Below are 17,797 nucleotides of genomic sequence, written 5' to 3'. Positions count from 1 at the left end.
CAGCGGCTAAATCAGGCATGGCAGGCTCCAGCACCAGTAAAGGGTCGACGCGTCGACGGCCATCACGGCCGGACGCCGGGCGTTGTTGCACGCCTCTAGAAGGAAGAGCGCTGCGCCTCGAAAAAAATTCCATCGGCGTGCAGCCGCCCGCGACCACCGGTGCAGGCGGCTGTTGAGCACTGCGGGAATGGACGGCGGCGAGGCGGGTCAGCGGCGTTTGCGCGTGCCCAGTTCGATCCAGGTCGGCGCGTGGTCGCTGGCATGGGGCTCGTTGCGCACCCAGGCGTCGACCCCGGCGTTTTTCAGGTAAGGCGCCAGGGCCGGGTTGAGCAGCAGGTGGTCGATGCGCAGCCCGGAGTTGCTCTGCCAGTGCTGGCGAAAGTAATCCCAGAAGGTGTAGACCCGTTCCTCGGGGTACAGGTGGCGCAAGGCATCGGTCCAGCCCTGGTCCAGCAGACGCTGGTAGCAGGCGCGGCTTTGCGGTTGGAGCAAGGCGTCCTTGAGCCAGGAGCGGGTGTTGTAGATATCGAAATCGGTGGGCACCACGTTGTAATCGCCGGCCAGCAGCACCGGATGCTCGCTGCTTTGCAGCTGCGCCGCGTGCGCGATCAGGCGTTCGAACCAGGCCAGTTTGTAGTCGAACCTGGACCCCGGTTGCGGGTTGCCGTTGGGCAGGTACAGGCAGCCCACCACGATGCCGTGGACCGCCGCTTCCAGGTAGCGGCTCTGGGGGTCGTCCTCGGTGCCGGGCAAGGACCGGCGGATCTCCAGCGGCTGCGAATCCCGGGCCAGGATCGCCACCCCGTTCCACGAGGCCTGGCCCCGATACAGGCTGCCGTAACCGGCCGCTTCCAGCTGGCTGGCGGGGAAATCCCGATCCACAGCCTTCAGCTCCTGCAGGCAGGCAATGTCGGGGCGCTCGCGTTCGAGCCAGTCCAGCAGGTTGGGCAATCGCGCGCGGATACCATTGATATTGAAGGTGGCGATCTTCAGCGCTTTCATCCCAGGCGCCCCTGTGCCGGGGGCTTTTCCAGCGCCTGGGTCACGGCTTCGAGCAACTGCAACTGGGTGTAGGGCTTGAACAGCCGTGGCAGGGTGCTGGCCAGGCCGGCGAGGTCCTGGGCATAGCCGGTGGCCAGGATGACCGGCAACTCCGGACGCAATTGGCGCATGGCCTCGGCCAGTTGCGCACCATCCATTTGCGGCATGGCGACGTCGGTGATCATCAGGTCGATGTCCGGCTCGTGCTCGATGCAATGCAGGGCCTGGGCCCCGGAGTCTGCGCAGATCACCCGGTGGCCCAGGTCTTCGAGCAGCAGCGTGGTGCTGTTGAGCACCAGGCTGTCATCGTCGACCACCAGCACCGACAACGGTTTGAACGTCGGTTTCAGGCCTGGATCCTGTTTCAGCGGCAACTGACGGGCCGCTTCGGTGGCCAGGGGCAGCCACAGCTCCGCGGTGGTGCCCTGGCCCTTGCTGCTCTTGAGCACCAGTCGCCCGCCCAGCTGTTCGGCCAGGCCATGCACCATGGACAAACCGAGCCCGGTGCCCTTGCCCAGGCCCTTGGTGGTGAAGAAAGGCTCGGCGGCGCAGGCCAGGGTCTGTTCATCCATGCCTTCGCCGGAGTCCATCACCGACAGGCACACGTAGTGTGTTTCACCCAGGGTGCCGAGGGCGCCGCGCACCTGGGCACTGATATGGATATTGCCGCCGCCGGGCATGGCATCCCGGGCGTTGCTCGCCAGGTTGAGCAGGGCCAGTTCCAACTGGTTGATATCGGCCTGCACCGCCGGCAGCTCGGGCGGCAGTTCGGCGGTGACGATCACCTGGGGCCCCACGGAACTGCACAGCAGGTCATTGAGGCTGGCCAGCAGCTGGCTCAGTTGCACCGATTCGGTCTTGAGTTCCTGGCGCCGGGCAAAGGCCAGCATGCGCTGGGTCAGCGACACCCCACGCTGGGCGCCCAGCACGGCATTGGTCGCCAGACGCGTCAGCTTCGGGTCATCCCCCAGGCGCTTTTGCAGCAGTTCCAGGTTGCCCAGAATCACCGTCAGCAGGTTGTTGAAGTCATGGGCGATGCCACCGCTGAGCTGGCCGATGGCCTGGAGTTTCTGCGACTGGAACAGCGCCTCCCGCGCCAGTTCGAGTTTTTTCTGGGCTTCGAAGGCTTCGCTGATGTCCCGGGTGATTTTGGCGAAGCCGATGATTTCCCCGGTGTCGGCGCGGATCGGGTCGACCACCACATGGGCCAGAAACTGCGTGCCGTCCTTGCGCACCCGCCAGCCCTGCTTTTCGAAGCGCCCGTCCTGCCGGGCAATCTCCAGGGTCCGCGCCGGCTCCCCGGCGGCGCGGTCCTGCTCGCTATAAAACAGCGAGAAATGCTTGCCGATGATCTCCTGGGCGGCATAGCCCTTGATCCGTTGCGCCCCCAGGTTCCAGCTGCTGACCCGGCCCTGGGCATCGAGTATGTAGATGGCGTAATCGGTGACGCTCTGCACCAGCAGGCGAAATTGCTGCTCGCTCTGCTTCAGGGTCTGCTCGGCGAGTTTGTGCTCGGTCAGGTCGCGGGTGATTTTCGCAAACCCCAGCAACTGGCCCTGGGGGTCGCGGATCGGGTCGACCACCACATGGCACCAGAAGTGCGTGCCATCCTTGCGCACCCGCCAGCCCTCGCCCTCGAACCGACCCTCGTGCAGGGCAGTATCCAGGGTGCGCTGGGGTAGCCCGGCCTGACGGTCCTCGGGGGTATAGAAACAGGAGAAATGCGCGCCGAGGATTTCCGCTTCCTGATAGCCCTTGAAGCGCCTGGCCCCGGTGTTCCAACTGACGACAAACCCCTGGGCGTCGATCATGTAGATCGCGTAATCGATCACGGCATCGACCAACAGCCGAAAGCGATCATCATCGACGCGGGGTGGCAGCTCGGGCTGGTCAGACATGGCGGTCTCCGCGGTTTATTATTGTGTGCCTGAACAAAGGGGGGTTCCTGCCCCGAACGGGGCGCCGAATCAGTCTGCACCCTCCCCTTGAAAATACAACATGCCATTCGTGCCGCCCTGCAGCAGCCTGCCCCCACGGGAAGCGCCGCCACGCGGGCTGCAATGTTCATCGGACAAGTCCCAGCGCGCTTCCATTCATCGTTGATCGGCAAATTTTTTAAACTTTCCGGGCTCCTGCGCTTTCCCAATCTGGCGAGGTTTGAAATCGCTCACCGGATGAGGACTGCACCCTGACCGCCCGTGGCAGATGCCCTTGGGTCGTGCATTGCACCTGGTCCCAGCAAGAGGTTCTCCCATGAAAAATTCTTTGCGTACCACATTGGCCCTGGCTGGCCTGGCCTGCGTGCTGGCAGGCCCGGTGCAGGCGGCAACCGCCGATACCCACCAGGCGCCAAACGCGTCGGGCATGAACAGCAACGACAACGGCGGCTCGGCAATGCCACCGGGCACCAACCCCAGCCCGCCCAGCGGCGGCACCGGTTCGGGCGCCAAACCCAAGAACAACACCACCAATACCCAACCCGGCCCGTACTCCAACGACCAGTTGCAGAACAATAAATCGGAACAGACCCAGAAAGGCCCGATGGGCACCGGCAAGGCGGGCTCCGGCGGCGCGGTCGGCGCAGGTTCGGGGGCGGGGGGCGCCGGCGACTGATTGAAGGATACGGCCCATGACCTTTCATGCCGTGGCCCGCCTGGATGAGTTGCGTGACGACCGCGGCATACGGCTCCAGGCCGGGGCCGAGGAAGTCGTGCTGCTGCGCCATGGCCAGGCCGTCCGCGCTTTCCAGGCCCAATGCCCGCATGCCGGCGCACCGCTGGAAGACGGGGCGGTCTGTGCAGGCCGGCTGATCTGCCCCTGGCACAAGGCGGCGTTTGCCCTGGAAAACGGCGAGGTCTGTGAGCCGCCGGCCCTGGCACACCTCAAGCGCTACGGAGTGCGGGTCGAGGAACAGACCGTGTGGGTCGATGACCAGCCCATGCCGGCGACGCCCCCCTCCTCCCGACGCGACAATCGCTGTTTTGTGGTGGTGGGCGCCGGGGCGGCCGGCAGCGCGGCCATCTTCGCCCTGCGGTCCAAGGGCTATGCCGGGCGACTGGTGTGGATCGACCCGGAACACCCCACGTCCTACGACCGTACCGCCTTGAGCAAATTCGTGATCGCCGGCGACATGGCGATCGAAGAAATCCCCTCCCTGCTCGACCCGCATTTTTATCGCAGCGCCGATATCCAGCGCCTGCGCGGCAAAGTGCGCGCGGTGGATGCCGACGCGCGCACCCTGACCCTGGCCGACGGCCAGAGCCTGACCTACGACGCGGCGCTGCTGGCCACCGGCGGCATTGCCCAGCGACCGGCGATTGCCGGCGCCCAACTACCCGGGACCTTTGTCCTGCGTTCCCTGGCCGATGCCGAACAGTTGCTCGATGCCTGCGCGCCGGGCAGCCGAGTGGTGATTATCGGCGACGGTTTTATCGGCCTGGAAGCGGCCTCGGCCATGATCAAGGCCGGGTTGCAGGTGCAGGTGGTGGCGCGCCACGCCGTGCCCCTGGCCAAGCAGTTGGGGCAGCGCATCGGCCGCTCCTTGCGCGACCTGCACCAGCGCAACGGCGTGCTTTTCCACCCCGACACCGAGGCCGTGAGGCTTGAGGGCACGAGCCGGGTCGAAGCGGTAATGCTGCGGGACGGCACCCGGCTCGACACTGATCTGGTGCTGTTCGGCACCGGCATCAAACCGGCGACCGGCCTGACCCGTGGCCTGCCCCTGGCCGACGACCAGTCACTCCAGGCCGATGGCCAGATGCGCGTGGCCGAGGGCCTGTGGGCGGCCGGCGACATGCTGACTTTCCCCCTCGCCGGTCGCCCGCTGCGCCTCGAACATTGGCGCCTGGCGCAGCAGCAGGCCTTTCTCGCCGCCGGCAATATGCTGGGTGGGCACCGGGAGTTTGCCGATGTGCCGTTTTTCTGGACTTACCACTACGGCAAGACCTTCGAAGTCCTGGGCCACGCCCGGGACTGGACGCACATTGAGTACCTGGGAGAACCGGAGCGCCAGTGCTTTATCGCGCTGCTGTGCGTCGATGAACAGGTCGAGTCGGTGGTGGCCTGCGAGCACCAGCGCACCATGGCCGTGCTCGCGCAACGCATGCAGCGCCCGCTGTCACGCAGCGAGGCCCTGGCCTTGATCGAGGCGATCGAGGGTGATGGCGCCTGACGCTGAATGCGGCGCCAGTCGACTCAGGGCTGTTCCAGGTGTTCGAACCCAGCGTCGCAGGGTTCGATCTCGGGCAATGGTCGCGGCCATGCTGGTCCCCGCCACTGCCGGAATTCAGCGCAACAAACGCCGCAGCCCGGCTTCATACGCCCCTTCCAGTGCGTGCCCAGCCTCACCGGCCAAGGCCAGCGCCAGGGCATGGCCGTGGGTGTAGTCGAGCAGCAGGTCGAACAGCACCGGGTCATCGTCGAACTGGCCCACGGCCTGCCGCAGGCGCGCGCTGAGGTCCGCCAGCGAGCCATGGAACAACTGCGGGTCACTGAGGACGCACAAGGTCAAAGCCGGGTGCCGGCGAACCCGCGCCATATAACCACCCAACAGGGCCTGGAGCCGTTGCCGGGGCGGCAGGTCCGGTGCCGGTTCGGGCAGCGGTTCGGCGTGCACCCGCTCCACCAGCAGGCGCATCAGGTTGTGCTGATCGCCCACGTGATAGGCCACCGACATCGGCGTGATCCCCAGTTGTCGCGCCAGGGCCCTGCCACCAAAAGCCTGGGGCCCCACTGCTTCCAGCAGGCTCAGGCCGGCGTCCAGGACCTGATCGAGGTTGAGAGAACTGCCGGCTGCGGGACGACCGCTGCGCCTGGTTTTCTCAGTCATGGGCGGGCCCCGTCTCGACGCGATAGCGGGTACTGACCAGGCCATCGGCATACAGCGTCGAAGCGACCACGCTCAAGCGCACATCCCCCTCAAGTTCGCCGAACAGGGGCCGCCCGCTGCCGATCAGCACCGGCACCCGGGTCAGGGTCAATTCGTCGATCAACCCGGCGTGCAAAAAGCTTCGAATCACCGCCCCGCCATCGATATAGGCATGTTCCCAGCCCTGGGCCCGCAGTTGCGCCACCAGTGCCAGGGGCTCGGCGGCGCTGATCCGCAGCCGGTGCCGCAGGGGGTGCGGCACATCCTGCTCACTCAAGGTACGGCTGAGCACCACCACCGGTTTTTCGAACGGCCAGGGCTCGAAGCCCAGGACGCTTTCATAGGTGCCACGGCCCATGACAATGCCATCCACCGAGGCCATGAACGCCCCGTAGCCATAGTCCTCGCCGGACTCCCCAGCGGGCAGCCAGTCGATGCCGCCATCGCTGCGGGCGATAAATCCATCCACCGATGTGGCGATAAAAACCTTGCCGAACGCCATAGCCGCTACCTCGCGCAAATAAACATACGGCGTATGATAAATCATTTTGCGGGCGGCTCGGGCGGCCATTTGCTCATTCATTCACGGCCAGGCCAAAGGCGCGCCCATTCGTGAAAAGCCGGCGCTGCGTCTGCTCGCAGCACCGGCCACAAACGCCGCCCAGCGTCAGAAGCTGTAGCGGTAGCCGATATTGGCCGCCCAGGGACGGTCGATGCTGGAACCCTCGCTGGTCTCCAGATCGGCATACAGTTGGTGCTTGGGACTCACCTGCGCAGTGACCCCGGCCCCGGCATACCAGCCGCCGCCACTGCCATCGGGGCGGCTGCTGATGCCGTTGGTCTTGACCGTATTGCGGGCCGAGAAGTCTTCGACCCAACCGGCCTTGAGGTAGGGTTGCAGGCGCACGCCGTTGTCCAGTGGCAATGCGCGTCCGGTGCGGGCGCCGGCGCGCATCTGGGTCGACAGGCCGTTACCGGCATCGACTTGCAGGCCGTTGTCCAGGCGGTAGCTGTCCGCGGCCACGTAGAGCATCGAGACTTGCACCTGGGGTTCGACAAACCAGCCGTCATCGAGGTTGATTTTCTTGCCGGCTTCCACCGAAACCCCGGCCCCGTGGCTGCGTGAATGCCCGGAGACCTTGGCGCCATCGGTGCCGTGCACATCCAGCCGGGTGGACCAGCGGTTGAGGGTGAGCAAGGTGTCGGTGTACCAGCCCGAGTCATCCAGGTAGGTGGCGTAGGCCCCCGCGTGGTAACTGTCGAGCTTGCCGCTGCCCTCGCCCTTGAAATCGCGGTCGGTCTGGCTGTACCCCGCCAGGCCACCCACCACCAGCGCCCCCTGGGCAGTGGCGATGCGGGTGTCGATCCCCAGTTGGCTGCCCTGCACCCGTTGCGAAAAGTCCCGGCCCACGCCGTTGTCCAGGGATTGCTGCTGCCCGAAGCCACGGACCCACAGGCCCTGGCCGCCCGTACCGGCACGCAGTTCGCCGACCCGCTGTACCAGGGTCGCGCGCTCGGCGTCCCAGGTGCCGCGCAAGGTGGCGATGGCGCTGCTGTTGATGGCAGCACTGGCGCCGGTGGACAGGTTGTCCGGCCCTGGAGTCAGCGGCTGGTTGCGTCCGACGTTGACCAGGTTCCACTCGCCGGACTGGGCATCGCCTTGCAGCTCATAGCGATAGGTCCCGGCATCGACCACCTTTCCGGCGTTGGCCAGGCTGAACGAGCCCGGTCCCCCGGCACTCTCCACCAGGGTCAGGCGTTGCCCGTCGGCACCGGGTTCGGCGCCGGAGTTGCGGACCAGGATCTGGTTCTGCCCGGTGACCTGGCCACCGACCAGCAGCCGATCGCCCGCCTGCTGGCCCAGGTCGGTGTTCATGATGTACAGCCCGTCGCCGCTCAGGTCACCGCTCACCTTGAGTTGCTTGAAGGCGCCGCCCAGGCCCGGATCGGCGAACTCCACCACCCCGGCATTCGTCAACTGATTGAGTGTGGAGTCGCCCGTGAGCGTCCAGAAGCTGCTGTCGTCGATGTCCAGCCGGGCGCTTTGCCGGTTGTCCTGAATGGCCCCGTGCAAGGTCGAGTGATCGCCCAGGTTCAGTTGCAGGGTGCCGGCGTCGACCACGATGTCGCCGCTGATCTGCGACCTCACGGCATCCAGTTGCACATCCCCCGCCAACACCCCGCCGGCACGGTCGGTAATCCATAGCGCGGTGCCCGGCTGGCCGGCGCTGCGGGCCAGCAGGCGGCTGTCGGTGAGGCGGATGTCGAGGCCGCCGCCATTGACCAGGATGCCCACACCATCCTGGGTGACGATCTGGCTGGCGTTGACCTCGATGTCATTCACCACCCCGGCCCCGGTGGCGTAACTGACAATGCCGTGGGCGGAGGTACCCACCGTTTGCACGGCCGATCCCTGAAACCTGGCCGTGGAATTGTTGCTGATGGACAGGCCATAGGCTGACTCGCCCTCAGTCAACAGGTCGGAGTCGACAAGTGCCACGCTGGCTCCACGCCCGGAGGCGAACAGGCCGTAGGCGGAGTCACCGTGGGTCAGGATGCGGCTGTTACTGACGCTGACTTTGGCCCCGGACATTCGCGCCAGGGCGCCCACCGAACCACGGCCGAAGGTTTCGATCCACGCCCCTTTGACGTCGAACTCGGCGCCCGGGCTGTTGATGGTATCGGCCGATGCATACAGTGCGTGAGAGCTGGTGCCGTGGGTGACGATACTGCCCCCGGTGATGGTCGCCTTGCCAGCGCGGTTGTCGATGCCCGTCGCCTGGTTGCCGAAGGTTTCGATGGTGCTGCACTTGAGGTCGGCGCGGCTGTTGCTCCCGGGCATCCACAGCCCCGAACCGTAATTGCCCTGGGTGGTGATGCGCACGTTATCCAGGTCGGCGGCGGCGCTGTCAGCGTTGATGTTGATGCCGTAGCCGTTCTGCGAAACGATGTCGCTGTTGCTGACCTGGGCCACGCCGCCCGGTATCTGGTACAGCTGACTCAGCAGAATGCCGTCGCCCTTGGCGTTGATGCTGCCGTTGCGGAAGGTCAACGCCGCGCTGGTGACACGCACACCCTGCCCGTCAGTCGCTGTCAGGTTGACGCCATTGGCGCTGATGGACGAACCAACCCCTTCAGCGGACATCGCGCCCATGCTGCCCAGGGTGTTGAGCGTCACGTTGTCCAGGCTGATGGAGGCACCGCTCGCGGCCCGCACCAGGGTGCCGCTCCAGGTCGCCGTGCTGGAAAGATCCATGTTCGAGGCCTGGATGCTGGAGCCGCTGCCACTGGCGGACAGGGCCTCGGCCTGATTGCCCGAGGTGCTGATCGAGCCACCGGACAACACCGCCTGGCCGCCGTCGGTCGCCACCCCCCCGCGACTGCCGGAGCCACCGGTGGTGATCTGCACATCGTTCAACGTCAGGCGGCTGCCGGTCCCCGTCACCAGCGCGCCGTCGGCCCGGTCGGAGCCGCCGGTGGTGATGCTGACGTCATTCAACGTGGCCTGGCCTCCGGCCTCCACCTGCACCCCGACCACCGCGCTGTTCGCGCTGGCCGCCGTGACCTGCACCTGGTAACCGTCGCCCTGCAACTGGTTTTGCGCGCCGCTGACACGAATCCCCGGGCCGCTGCCGGTGAAGTCGACGCGCACGTCATCGAGCACCCGAGATTCGCCTTGCGCGGAACTGAGGTCGATTTTTTCATAATCAGTCGCCTGAGCAGACTGGGCGGAAAGTGTCAGCAGCGGCAACACGGAAAATACCGTGAGCGCCCTTTTAACCAGAAACATAACTTCCACACCTTTGCATAGAGCAAGAGAGGCCTGGATGGTCGAATCTTTCACGCAACTAACCTATGAGAATTATCCTAAATGAAGGGTATTAAGAATTTTCTTAAAGGGACTATTGAGCGATATCCCTAACATGGGCGGATGACTAAACACGGCCCTTCCCCGCAGCCCCTCAGGCACTTTTCCGGACCCCATATTCCGGTGGCTCTGCTGCGTCTGTTCATGCTCAGTTTGCTGTCTTGCATCCTGATCATTGCGGGTTTTTTGATTCAGGGTTCATTGACGGAAACCCTTTCCAGCTATCGGCGTCAGATGAATGCCGCGGCCTTCAATGCGCAACAGTTCTTCAGTCAACGGGAAAGTCTGCTGAAGGCTATTTCTTCTTCCGCCGTGCGCAATATCGACGGCAGCCTAAGTTCCAAAACTGCCAACTTCCTTGCAACTAATAATCAACTACGCCTGTTACCCCTGGGGAATAACGCCGCGAACTATTCCTGGGCGCTGATCCTCACCGCCCGCGACCTGGTCGAGATCGCCAGCACCCACAGCGAACTGATTTACCTGGCCCCGGACCAGGGCCTGATCCGCACTGTGTATGAGCCCGGGGGCGGCAGCGGCACGAACCTCGATGCCAGCGCCCAGTGGCTGCAAAGCCTCGACCAGAGCGCGGCGCAAGCCTTGTTGAACCAGCACCCGGGGGCGCGCACCCTGTGGTCCTGGGTGCCCAACGGCCGCTCGAAACAGGTGTACCTGCTGCGCCCTATCGACGAGCACAACGCTGCCGAGGGCTGGCTCGGGCTGCAACTCAAAGAGACCGACCTGGCGCTCGACCCCTTGCAATTGCACCAGGGCAAATACGTGCTCTATGACGCCAACGGCGCGGTGGTGCTGCACAGTGCCGCCTGGGCGGTGCCCGAGGCGCTGTCGCGGTTCAAGGCCGAGGAAGACTCCTTCGGCCTGCACCGCCTGCGCGGCCTGCCCGACTACGTCGTGCTCAACAAGTCGGTGGGCAACGCCGGATGGCGCCTGGTGTACTACGCCCCGGTCAGCCAATTGCTGCAGGACACCGCAGGCCCTCTGTACACCACAGCCCTGATGACCCTGCTGCTGTTTGCCGGAATTTTCCTCGGGGCACGCTTTATCCGCCTGCGCCTGGTGGAGCCTGCGGTTCGCCATTACAGCGCGCTGGCGGACAGCGTCTCGCTCAACCACCGGTTTATCGAAATGGCCCCGGTGGGCCTGTGCCTGATTCGCCGCGACGAGGGCTCGCTGATCCTGTCCAACGAGTCGGGCCGGCGCTGGCTGGCCGCAGTCCCGGAACTGCAGGCGCAGATCCTGGCCACCGCCCACGGCCGGGTCCACGCCATCGAGCACCAGTTGGCGGACGGCACCTTTCTCCAGCTGACCTGCGCCCCCACCGGCTACAACGGCGTGGCCGCGGTGCTGTGCTGCATGAACGATGTCACCGACTTCAAGCTGGCCGAGCAATCGCTGCTCCAGGCCAAGAGCCTGTCGGACCAGGCCAACCGTGAAAAAACCCTGTTCCTGAGCACCCTCAGCCACGAGATCCGCACCCCGATGTACGGCATTCTCGGTTCCCTGGAAATGCTCGACACCACGCCCCTCAATGCCCAGCAGCAGGACTACCTGCAAGCCTCGCAACAAGCCTCCTCGGCGCTGATGCGCACCATCAACGACACCCTCGACCTGTCGCTGATCGAGTCCGGCCGGCTGAGCCTGAACCTCGCCCCGTTCTCCCCGGTGCAACTGGTGGAAGAAGTGGCCTTCAGCTACTCGGCCCGGGCCCGTGGCAAGGGCCTGCGGCTGTACGTGACCCTGGACCCGGACACCCCCGAACAGGTGCTCGGCGATGGCGGACGGATCCGGCAGATCCTCAACAACCTGGTGAGCAACGCGATCAAGTTCACCGAGTCGGGCCATGTGATCCTGCGCCTGCATTGCACGCCAACCAGCGGCCACCTGGCCCGCTTGCGTTTCCAGGTGGTCGACACCGGCCCCGGCATTGCTGGCGAATTCCAGGCCAGGTTGTTCGAACCTTACTACCGGGTACCCAGCTGGTTGAGCCAGGAAGCCTGCGGCACCGGCCTGGGCCTGGCGATCTGCGCGCGCCTGGCGGACATGATGCACGGCCAGCTCTCGGCCATCAGTGAGCCCGGGCTGGGTTCGAGCTTCGGCCTGAGCCTGGCCCTGGAAGCCGTTACCGACCGCCCCGAACCTGAAATGCCGCGCCTGGGCGTGACCCCGGTGTATGTCCGGGGCGACGTGCTGGAAGTGGTGCAGAACCTCTGCCACTGGCTGCGCCACTGGGGCGCACTGGCCTTGCCCTACACCCCGGACAAAGAGGCCCCGCCCCTGCGCTCGGTGTTGGTGGAGGCGTTTCTCGACCCATTCAAGCTCGGCCCCTGGAGCGGTCCGCGGGTGATCATGCATGCCCCCGGGATGGCCCCCGCGCTACGCCAGGCGAACCCGGCCTGGGTCGCGCGGATGTACAGCCTCGACAGCCTGCGCGACGCCGTGGCCCAGGCACAGGCCGGGATTGTCAGCGAAATGCGCTTTTCGCCGCCGGACAACCTGGCACCGCAGATGGACCTCAGGCTGCTGGCGGTGGACGACAGCCCCCTGGCCTTGCAGGTGATCCTGCAACAAGGCCTGTACCTGGGGAACCGGGTGGTGGCGGTCGCCAGCGCCGTCGACGCCCTGAAACGCGACGACCTGCTGGCGTTCGATGCGGTGCTGACCGACTTGCAGATGCAGCACATGGACGGCCTGGCATTCGCCCGCACCCTGCGTGAGCGCGGCTTCGACGGGCCGATCATCGGCATCACCGGTGAGCTGTCGCCGGTACTGCGCAGCCGCTGCGAATCAGCGGGGATTCGTCATCTGCTTATCAAGCCGGTACCTCTGGATACGCTTTGCGAGGTACTTCAATCAGTAAAGAGGAAGGTGATGTGAGCATGCCCAAGACAATCCGTGTTCTGGTACTGGACGACCACCCGATCCAGTGCCTGCGGGTCAAGCGCTTGCTGGAAGAGGCAGGCTTTGGCACCGTGCACACGACCCTCGACGCCCGCCAGGCCCTGGCCCTGTTGCACCAGCAGGAATACGACCTGGTGCTGGTGGACCTGCACATGCCGGAGATGGACGGCGTGCAATTCATCGACGCCCTGAGCGGTATGCCGCGGGCACCGATCCTGGCTATCGTCTCGTCCTGCTCAAGGCGCCTGATGAACAGCGTCGGCCTGATGGCCAAGGAGAAAGGCCTGGCGGTACTGGGCACTTTCCCCAAGCCGCTGGACGCCGGCCACGTGCAGCAAATCTGCACCATCATCAGCACCGGCCAGCGCGCCGGCACGCGGCTCAAGCCCGAGCACGAGCCGGTGTTCGAACGCCAGGTGCTGGAGCGGGCCATCGCCCGCCGCGAACTGCAGGCGCGGTTCCAGCCACGCCGCTCGCTGGCCAGCGGCAAGATCATCGGTGCCGAAGCCCTGGTGCGCTGGAACAACCCGTCCTTCGGTTTGTTGATGCCGGATTCGTTCCTGGCGTCCATCACCCGGCACCGACTGGATCGCGCGCTGCTGTTCCTGATGCTCGACGACGCGATCGAAGCGCAGAAGCACTGGCACGCCCTGGGCCACCGCATCACGGTATCGGTGAACCTGCCCACCGGGCTGCTGGATGATCCCGACCTGCCGGACCACCTGCAACAGATGACCGCCCGCGCCGGCCTGGCCACCCGCGACATCTGCTTCGAATTGCTGGAAACCGAACGCCCACTATCGCCCGGGCAATACCACATGGGCGCCAGTCGCCTGCGGCTGAAGGGTTTCGGCCTGGCTCAGGACGACTTCGGCATGGGCTACAGTTCGATGTACAGCCTGATTTCGACGCCTTTTACCGAGATGAAAATCGACCGCCACTTCGTCAACGGCGCAGCCGCCGACGAAGCCCGGGCCGCGGCCCTGGTGGCAGCGGTGCAACTGGGTCGGCAATTGGGCCTGGAAGTGATTGCCGAAGGCGTGGAGTCAGGACGTGACCTGGAGTTTCTGCGGCTTATTGGCTGTGACAGCGCCCAGGGTTATCTTATTTCCGCGGCATTGGAGCTGGACGCTTTCTCGCAGTTGCTGGGATGCAGTGTACCGCCACCTTTTTCTCCACCCACCCGGGCCGCTTTTCCTACTCCATGCCAAACCTCCCGCTACGACGCATCGCGCGAAACTCTCGACGACTGAACCTGGTGCTGTTCGGCGTCCTGCCACTGCTGCTGATCATGTCCGGTGCCCTGCTCTGGGGTTTCCAGCGGATCATCAGCCAGGAGCAGGAGCGCATCAGCATCGACTTCACCCTGCAGAGCCGCTACATGGACGAGCAGCAGGCGCTGCTCACCCGCCTGCAGCAGGCGCACATCCTCGACTACAGCGACCCGCAGCAGAATTCGCCGTGGATCTTCCACGCCATGGACGACCAGCAGATACCCGGCGCGACCCTGTACCAGGGCACGCCTTCGCCGGTCGATACGCCGTTCACCCTGATCTGCCAGGATCTCAAGTCCTGCCCTCTGCAAAGCAGCCGGGCCGCAGGGTTCGGGCGCTACCTGGCCGACCTCTATTCCAGTTTCTGGGTGCGTTCGAGCTTTCCCGCCTCGGGCCTGCTGGTGGTGGATGCCGAACCGGGCACCAGCTACACCGTGCCCACGGTCGGCAACCGCCGCCCCAACCTGTCGGCGCCCCTGACCCAGGCGGCGATGGCCGCGATCCGCGCCGATGCCGCGAGCGCCGACCGCATCCGCTGGATCGGCCTGCAGGGCTACCCCGACCATGTGATCGCCTACCTGCCCTTGCGTCACGCCGCGAGCGGCAGCCCCGGCACCTATGCCGCGACCCTGATCAGCCGCGAGCGAATCAATATTTTTTCCCGGGTGCTGCAACGTGGCGTCTACGACGCCCATTGGCTGGTCGGCCGGGAGGATGGCCTGCTGCTGGGTCCGGCGCCGTACCCGAGCGGGGTCGGCCCCGGGGTCAATTATCGGGCTGACGGGCTGGTGTTCCGGGTCGACGCCACCAACGGGGCCTGGACCGGTTACTACATCCTGTCCTACCCCAGCCTGTTCTTCGGCCACTATTGGCTGCTGGCAAGCATCATCGCCCTGCTGTCACTCAGCCCGCTGGCCGGCTGGGCCTATGTGCGCCGCTACAACCGACGGGTGATCGCACCGGCGCAACAGGCCCACCGGCAACTGATGGAAAGCGACCAGTTCAGTCGTACCCTGCTGGAAACCACCCCAGTGGCGCTCTGCGTGTTCAGCCGCGACGAACGCCGGATCGTCTTCGCCAACACCCTGGCCTTCAAGTGGTTCGACACCCAGGTCGGCCAGAGCCTGCACGACAGCGGACTGGAGCAACCGCTGCTGGAGCGGCTCAGCCGCGCCACGCAACCGGGCACCATCGAAAACCACCGCGCCCACGATGGCCGCTCGTTCTACATCGCCTTTGCCCCGACCCGCTACCACGACCAGGATGTGGTGGTCTGTGCCTTCGCCGACCTCAGTGCAAGGGCGCAGATGGAACAGGAGCTGACCCAGGCCAAGCACGCCGCCGACCGGGCCAACGGCGCCAAGTCAGTGTTCCTGGCAACCATGAGCCACGAAATCCGCACCCCGCTCTATGGGGTCCTCGGCTCGCTGGAACTGATGGGGCTGACCGACCTCGACCCCGAACAGCGCCAGTTGCTCGAACGCATCCAGGTGTCCTCCGGGCTGCTGTTGCAGATCATCAGCGACATTCTCGACATCACCCGGATCGAGTCCGGCCAACTGGCCCTGGGCGGGCAGTCGTTCGACCCCCGGGAGCTGGTCCAGGGCTGTACCGGGGCCTTTATCGACAGTGCCCGGAACAAGGACCTGCTGCTGTTTTCCTGCGTCGATCCGCAACTGCCCCAGGCGCTGCTGGGGGATCCGGTGCGGATCCGCCAGATCCTCACCAACCTGATCAGCAACGCCATCAAGTTCACCCTCTCCGGGCACGTCATCGTCCGCGCCCGTGCCGAACCCGGGAGCGATGGCCAGGTGCTGATGACCCTGCAAGTAGTGGACACCGGCATCGGCATCGGCCAGGAAGAGCAGCAACAGCTGTTCACCCCCTTCTATCAGATCGACGCCCACTCCCACACCGTGCATGGTGCCGGGCTGGGCCTGTCGATCTGCGCCAAACTGGCGGCGATGATGGGCAGTGAAATCCGCCTGACCAGCGCGCTGGGGCTGGGCAGCAGTTTCTCCATGAGCCTCGAGCTGCCGCTGGCCGGCACCAGCACCGCGCCGCGCCAGCCGGACCTGGCCGGTGCACGAATCTACGTGCACAGCCCCCATCACGAACTGACCGGCAACCTCTGCCAATGGCTCAATCGCTGGGGCGCCGAGGCCACGTCCCTGGAAGGCGCGGCGCTCGACGGGGTCGGGCCGGGCATTCTGCTGCGCATGTTCGACGCCCCCGGCGGCCGCGCCGAGGCCCTCGCCGGCCTGACTGAAATTGTCCTCGACGGGCAACGGGCCGGCCCCGGGGCCAGCCTGGCCGATGCCTGTGATTTCAGCGCCATCGGCTTTCTGCTGGAGCGCAAGCTGCGTGGTGAACCCGAGCCCGGGCCGACCGGCCGGGCAGCGGGCCTGCAACCGCTGAACAGCCTGCCGCCGCTTCGCCTGAACGTGCTGGTCGCCGAAGACAACCCGATCAACCAGGCGACCCTCAGCCACCAGCTCAAGCAATTGGGCTGCCACAGCACCCTGGCCGCCGACGGCGCCGAGGCCCTCGACCTGTGGCGGATCGGCGACTACGACCTGCTGCTGACCGACGTCAACATGCCGCGCATGAGCGGCTATGAGCTCACCACCCGCATTCGCGCGGGCGGCGATGACCGACCGGTAATCGGCGTCACCGCCAACGCCATGTGCGAGGAGGAAGCACGCTGCCGGGCCTGCGGCATGGACGCCTGGCTGGTCAAGCCGGTGCAATTGCAGACGCTGTGGGCCAGCCTGTCCCAACTCAGCGGCCTCGACACCGAGCAGTGCATCCCGTTGTTCGAGGAACCGCCCGGCCTGCCCAGCGACCTGCGGCAGATATTCATCAGCACCATGACCGTGGATATCCAGACCTTGCGCCAGGCACTCGACGAACAGGATTACGACCGCATCTTCGAGCTGCTGCACCGGGTTCGCGGCTCCCTCGCGGTAGCCGGCTACGAGGCGCTGATCGAGCAGCTCGAGCGTTTCGGGAATGACCTGCGGGAGGCCGGTTTGACGCCCTCCACCCACGCGCATAGCCTGACTCTGCTGCACGCCCTGGAGCGGATCAGCCTGCCCGACTGAAACTCTGCCACTTATCCTCTACCGTGCATTTCTTCTGAAAATGGATCGTGTCCACATGAAAAAAATCCGCGTTGCACTGGCCGACGATCATCCACTGGTACTGGCTGCCGTCAGCAGCCTGCTGAACAGCACCGCCCACTACGAGGTGGTGGCGGCAGTCACTACCCCCAGCGCCCTGATCCAACAGTTGGCGGACGACCCGAGCATCGATGTGGTGATCACCGACTATTTCATGGAGGGCGATGAAAAATTCGGCGACGGGATTCGCCTGGTGACCTACCTCATCCGTCACTTCCCGCGGGTCCAGGTGCTGGTCCTGACCATGATGTCGAACCCGATGATCGTCGCCACCCTGTACGACATCGGCGTGCGCTCGGTGCTGCTCAAACGCCACGACATGAGCGAGCTGCTCAGCGCCCTGGACAACGTCCGGCGCGGGCGCGTGCACTACCCGCCCGACCTTGAGTACAACGAGCAGCACAACGGCCCGGTGCGTTCGATGGCCGAGGGCCTGAGCAGCCTCACGCCCAAGGAATACGAGGTGCTGCGCCACTTCGTGCGTGGCGAATCGATGATGCAGATCGCCGCCAACCTCAAGCGCAGCATCAAGACCGTCAGCGCGCAGAAGATCTCGGCGATCCGCAAGCTGAACCTGGACAGCGACCAGGCCCTGGTCGCGTTCTGCCTGGAGTCCGGCGCGTTCCAGTGAACGTGCGGCCCGGGC

General features: G+C 65.4%; 11 protein-coding genes. 6 read left to right on the top strand and 5 right to left on the bottom strand.

Translation table 11 applies throughout. The features are described 5' to 3' along the window. Positions 1 to 207 precede the first annotated feature (207 nt). Both xth and MF4836_RS01505 read right to left on the bottom strand, forming a co-directional pair. The gene (gene xth, locus MF4836_RS01510; RefSeq protein ID WP_078468771.1) at positions 208 to 1,002 is read right to left on the bottom strand and encodes an exodeoxyribonuclease III; all 795 of its coding nucleotides are present in this window, start codon (positions 1,000 to 1,002) and stop codon (positions 208 to 210) included. Further along, positions 999 to 2,939: a hybrid sensor histidine kinase/response regulator gene (locus MF4836_RS01505; protein ID WP_078468770.1), complete on the bottom strand. Its 1,941-nt coding sequence runs from the start codon at positions 2,937 to 2,939 to the stop codon at positions 999 to 1,001. Before MF4836_RS01505 ends, xth begins: the two co-directional genes overlap by 4 nt. Positions 2,940 to 3,294: 355 nt before the next feature. Between MF4836_RS01505 and MF4836_RS01500 the strand changes: the two genes are divergently transcribed. Beyond that, entirely contained in the window at positions 3,295 to 3,654 is a 360-nt protein-coding gene (locus tag MF4836_RS01500; RefSeq protein WP_078468769.1) for a hypothetical protein, read from the top strand. Between the two features lie 16 nt (positions 3,655 to 3,670). Then, on the top strand, positions 3,671 to 5,212 hold the full coding sequence (locus MF4836_RS01495; protein ID WP_078468768.1) for an FAD-dependent oxidoreductase: 1,542 nt from the start codon (positions 3,671 to 3,673) through the stop codon (positions 5,210 to 5,212). A gap of 114 nt (positions 5,213 to 5,326) precedes the next feature. Here the strand turns inward: MF4836_RS01495 and MF4836_RS01490 are convergent, their stop codons facing one another. The 3 genes from MF4836_RS01490 to MF4836_RS01480 form a co-directional block, all read right to left on the bottom strand. After that, complete coding sequence (locus MF4836_RS01490; protein WP_078468767.1) at positions 5,327 to 5,869, bottom strand: TetR/AcrR family transcriptional regulator; 543 nt, start codon at positions 5,867 to 5,869, stop codon at positions 5,327 to 5,329. Next, on the bottom strand, positions 5,862 to 6,410 hold the full coding sequence (locus MF4836_RS01485) for a dihydrofolate reductase family protein (protein ID WP_078469135.1): 549 nt from the start codon (positions 6,408 to 6,410) through the stop codon (positions 5,862 to 5,864). Before MF4836_RS01485 ends, MF4836_RS01490 begins: the two co-directional genes overlap by 8 nt. Before the next feature lie 165 nt (positions 6,411 to 6,575). Then, positions 6,576 to 9,698, bottom strand: a complete 3,123-nt coding sequence (locus tag MF4836_RS01480; RefSeq protein WP_238596112.1) for an autotransporter outer membrane beta-barrel domain-containing protein — start codon at positions 9,696 to 9,698, stop codon at positions 6,576 to 6,578. Positions 9,699 to 9,899: 201 nt separating this feature from the next. On the opposite strand from MF4836_RS01480, the gene MF4836_RS01475 reads away from it, so the two are divergent. From MF4836_RS01475 to MF4836_RS01460, 4 genes are read left to right on the top strand one after another with little or no spacing between them, the layout of a single operon-like run. Then, positions 9,900 to 12,671: an ATP-binding protein gene (locus MF4836_RS01475; protein ID WP_238596111.1), complete on the top strand. Its 2,772-nt coding sequence runs from the start codon at positions 9,900 to 9,902 to the stop codon at positions 12,669 to 12,671. A gap of 2 nt (positions 12,672 to 12,673) precedes the next feature. After that, a complete protein-coding gene (locus MF4836_RS01470; RefSeq protein WP_078468765.1) occupies positions 12,674 to 13,948 on the top strand; it encodes an EAL domain-containing response regulator in 1,275 nt (424 codons plus the stop codon). Positions 13,949 to 13,953: 5 nt separating this feature from the next. Then, positions 13,954 to 17,073 carry a hybrid sensor histidine kinase/response regulator gene (locus MF4836_RS01465; protein WP_238596110.1) on the top strand — a complete coding sequence of 1,040 codons (3,120 nt, stop codon included), beginning with the start codon at positions 13,954 to 13,956 and terminating at the stop codon, positions 17,071 to 17,073. Between the two features lie 55 nt (positions 17,074 to 17,128). Further along, positions 17,129 to 17,782 (top strand): response regulator transcription factor, encoded by a 654-nt coding sequence (locus MF4836_RS01460; RefSeq protein WP_078468764.1) that lies wholly within the window; start codon positions 17,129 to 17,131, stop codon positions 17,780 to 17,782. The last annotated feature ends 15 nt before the right edge of the window (positions 17,783 to 17,797 follow it).

This window comes from Pseudomonas sp. MF4836 (genome assembly GCF_002018875.1).
Classification (GTDB): domain Bacteria; phylum Pseudomonadota; class Gammaproteobacteria; order Pseudomonadales; family Pseudomonadaceae; genus Aquipseudomonas.
Note: the sequence above shows the minus strand (reverse complement) of the source record. Positions and strands in the feature narration are given on the sequence as shown.